Origin of the sequence: Tabrizicola sp. (assembly GCF_036781545.1) — a bacterium.
Lineage (GTDB): Bacteria > Pseudomonadota > Alphaproteobacteria > Rhodobacterales > Rhodobacteraceae > Tabrizicola.
In genome coordinates this window covers 1-3,501 of sequence record NZ_DAIQAT010000247.1, presented here as the reverse complement: position 1 = coordinate 3,501, position 3,501 = coordinate 1, and the positions used below count along the sequence as shown (strand labels likewise).

At 64.7% G+C, this 3,501-nt stretch carries 5 protein-coding genes; 1 reads left to right on the top strand and 4 read right to left on the bottom strand.

Annotation, left to right across the window (positions count from 1 at the left end; all coding sequences use genetic code 11):
- Positions 1-119 precede the first annotated feature (119 nt).
- Positions 120-344, top strand: a complete 225-nt coding sequence (locus tag V7Q39_RS20115; RefSeq protein WP_333818394.1) for a hypothetical protein — start codon at positions 120-122, stop codon at positions 342-344.
- A gap of 195 nt (positions 345-539) precedes the next feature.
- Here V7Q39_RS20115 and iolG read toward each other — a convergent pair whose 3' ends face one another.
- From iolG to V7Q39_RS20095, 4 genes are read right to left on the bottom strand one after another with little or no spacing between them, the layout of a single operon-like run.
- Positions 540-1,541, bottom strand: a complete 1,002-nt coding sequence (gene iolG, locus V7Q39_RS20110; protein ID WP_333818393.1) for an inositol 2-dehydrogenase — start codon at positions 1,539-1,541, stop codon at positions 540-542.
- A gap of 31 nt (positions 1,542-1,572) precedes the next feature.
- Positions 1,573-2,382 (bottom strand): 3-methyl-2-oxobutanoate hydroxymethyltransferase, encoded by an 810-nt coding sequence (locus tag V7Q39_RS20105; RefSeq protein WP_333818392.1) that lies wholly within the window; start codon positions 2,380-2,382, stop codon positions 1,573-1,575.
- A gap of 4 nt (positions 2,383-2,386) precedes the next feature.
- On the bottom strand, positions 2,387-3,160 hold the full coding sequence (locus tag V7Q39_RS20100; RefSeq protein ID WP_333818391.1) for a TIM barrel protein: 774 nt from the start codon (positions 3,158-3,160) through the stop codon (positions 2,387-2,389).
- A 1-nt stretch (position 3,161) separates the two neighbouring features.
- Positions 3,162-3,473 (bottom strand): MocE family 2Fe-2S type ferredoxin, encoded by a 312-nt coding sequence (locus tag V7Q39_RS20095; protein ID WP_333818390.1) that lies wholly within the window; start codon positions 3,471-3,473, stop codon positions 3,162-3,164.
- Positions 3,474-3,501: the final 28 nt, after the last annotated feature.

The following is a 3,501-nucleotide window of genomic DNA, read 5'->3' as shown; positions in this document are numbered from 1 at the left end:
TGGCCGCGCGTTTGCAGAAGGACGGCGGCGAGCCGCGGATCCCGGTGGTGACGGGGTCATAGGGGCCACAGATTGCGTGTTTTGGAGTTGTCAGAGGAAACCAGTTGCGGCGGGGCAGGATGATCCTTGAGAGCTGCTTGCCGAACGTATCGGGGTTTGGTCTCTGGACCCTGCCGTTCCGCACCGCAGTCCGCTTCGGCCTCATCGACTTTGTCATGGACACGCCCCGCGACGAGCTGGCACGGAGGCTTCTGGCCGTTCTGCGGGATCTCTGCCTTACCCCGGAAGCTGCCGCGCGGGTGTCCAATGCCGAGTTCAGGCTCTACTACGCCGAGAACGCCTGACGGGTAGATATGGTCGGTAGTTTGGCGACGCCCGTTCTGCACGGGCCAGAAGTGGAATCCGCAGGAGCAACGCATCCTATCCACCCGGCTAGTTTCAGTTGGCACATTGGGCGGGAGGGGGCGTCGGCTCGGCGCCACCCTCACTCTCCAAAACTCCATGAGGGCGTCGGATCCCGCGCAAATTCGACGCAGAGATCAGCCAATGAGAGAATCCAAGGCTATAGGAGTTCCAGTCCTGGCGGATTCTGTCGCTGCCTCGGCCATCGCGAGTGCAGCCACACCATCATCAAGCGTTACGGGCACGGCCGCGCCGGTGGTGACAGCGGTCACGAAGGCGGCCCATTCGGCGGCGTAGGCCGGCATGTAGCGTTCCAGGAAGAAGTAGGTTGGCTTCGCCCCGGTCACACCCGCCGTCGTGGATTTGACCACCGTGTTCTCCAGCATGTTCTGCGCCTGGAGAAGGCCCTCGGAGCCCAGAAGCTCTACACGCTGGTCGTAGCCATAGACCGCACGGCGTGAGTTCTTGATCACCGCGATGCGACCGTCGGCGTAGGTCAGCGTCACGACGGCGGTGTCCACATCGCCCGCCGCGCCGATAGCGGGATCGACGATGGAGGTGCCGACTGCCGAAACGGTGACCGGCGCCGCACCCATCAGGAAATTCGCCATGTCGAAGTCATGGATCATCATGTCTCGGAAGAGCCCACCCGAGACCTTGATATAGGTGACCGGCGGCGGGGCGGGGTCGAAGGATGTGATCGACAGGAGCTCGGGCTTGCCGATCTCGCCCTTGTCGAGCGCTGCCTTCAGCGCGGCAAAGTTCGGGTCGAAGCGGCGGTTGAAGCCGATCATGACTGGCTTGCCGGTCCTGGCGGCGGCGGATCGACAGGCCTGCGCACGGGCCAGCGACAGGTCGACCGGCTTTTCGCAAAGGACCGCCTTGCCGGCCGCCGTGGCCCGCTCGATCAGGTCGGAGTGGGTGTCGGTCGAGGTGGCGATCAGGACCGCGTCGATGGCCGGATCGCTGAGGATCGCGTCGGTGGCCCGCGCCTCGGCGCCATACTGGGCGGCCAGTTTCCCGGCGGCCTCGGGGTTGATGTCAGAGACGGCGACGAGGGTCGAGCCGGGGTTCGTGGAGATGGCGGTGGCGTGGACGCCGGCAATACGCCCGGCGCCGAGAAGGCCGACTTTCAGCATGGGGAGGGTTCCTTGGGGTTATTGGCCGAGATTATTGGGTCAGGCTGGCCTTGAAGGCTTCGAATTCCGCGTCCGCCATCGCGACATTGTGCTCGGGCTGCGGGTAGCCGCCAGCGTTCACGTCCGCGATGAACTCCTTGAACGCCGCGATGCGTTCGGTCTGCAGGCGGGCATACTCGACCGCGAAGTTGCGGTAGGTCTTGGCGTGGCGCGGCTTATGGCCGTCCGTGCAGCCGAGCACATCCTCGGCGAAAAGATACTGCGCGTCGGCACCTGGCCCCGCCCCCATGCCGAGCATGATCATCGTCGTGTTCCGTGAGATGAACTCGCCCAGCCGGTCAGGCACGACCTCAAGCTCCGCGCCGAAAGCGCCGATGGCCTCGAGCTGCTTCACATGCTCCCAGACCGCACGCGCCTCGGTGGCAGTCTTGCCAACAGCGCGCCAGCCGGTCCAGGTGATGTAGGACGGGATCAGGCCGACATGGGCCACGATGGGAACGTGGTTGTCGCAGAGTGTCTTCTGGATATCGAGGCTCGCCGCGCAATAGAAGCAGTCGCCCCCCATCGCAGTGAAACGAAATGCCGAGCGCAGGTAATCCTCGGCGGAGGCAAGTGTGCCATAGGGACCGAAGGGCAGGCCCACCTGGACAAAACAGCGCCCTGCTGCCTCGCGCATTTCGGGGGTGAAGAAGCGGCCCTCGATAGACAGCATGTCGATCCCGGCGGCATCGGCGGCGGCGGCTTCCTCCAGCTTGGTGACGTAGAGCATGGAGATCTTCTGCCCGCGCACCTTCATCGCGCGGATGTCGTGGACAGTGGGGCGGTTGGATTTGTGGACCATTGGGTTACACCGTGAATGCCTTGCGGAAGGCTTCCAGGGCAGCCTCCTCCTCGCCCTTGGCAAAAGCCTCCATCCCGACGGGGCCGGAGTAACCCATGTCGTTCAGCGCTTTGGCGACTCCTGCATAGCTGATCTCGCCCGTGCCGGGCTCGAACCGGCCGGGATTGTCGGCGACCTGGACCTCACCGATCCAGGGGAGGCAGGCCTGACACCAGCGGATCAGGTCGCCTTCGCCGATCTGTGTGTGGTAAAGGTCGAGGTTGATGCGCAACTGCGGGCGGTTGACCGCGCTGACCAGTGCCAGCACCGCAGCGGTTGATCCGAAGGGACAGCCAGGGTGGTCGATGGGGTTGAGATTTTCCAGCGTGAAGACCACGTCCTCGGTCTCGGCCAGGTCACAGATGCGGCGCAGCGTATCGCGGGCGCGCTGCTCCATGCCGGGAGAGAAGGCGCCGATCTTCGGGATGGGCACGCCCATGTCGCCGAGACCCGTGCCGTGCAGGTTCAGCCGGTGGACGCCAAGCCGCTTGCCGACCTTCGCCGTCTCGCGAGCCGAGGCCAGCAGCATCTCGCAGCCCTCGGCATCGGTCAGGCGGCCTTCGAGGTAGCCGTTCATGATGGTAAATGTAGCGCCTGTCCGTTCCAGTGCCACGATGTCCCAGGCGGGCCAGTTCCAGAGGCCGACACCGAAGCCCATCTCCTTCAGGCGGCTGGCACGCCAGGCGATGGGGCGGTCGCGCCACAGCATCTCGGCACAGGCGGCGAGTTGGAATGTCATGTCAGACCTCGATCCAGACTTGGCCGTCCTGGACGCGGACGGGGAAGGTTTTCAGGTTGATGCAGGCGGGGGCGCGCGTTGCCTCGCCGGTGCGGTAGTCGAAGGTGGCATTGTGCTTGGGGCATTCGACGGTGCCGTCCATCACCAGGCCATCGCAAAGATGCACATGTTCATGGCTGCAGATACCGTCCATGGCGTGGAAGGTGTCGTCCTCGGACCGGATGATGACGAAGGTCCGCGATCCGTGGTCGAAGCGGATCAGGTCGTCGGGGTCGATGTCGTCGGTGGCGCAGGCGCGGATCCAGTCGGGCATGGGACTTCTTCCTGAATTTGGGGCCCCG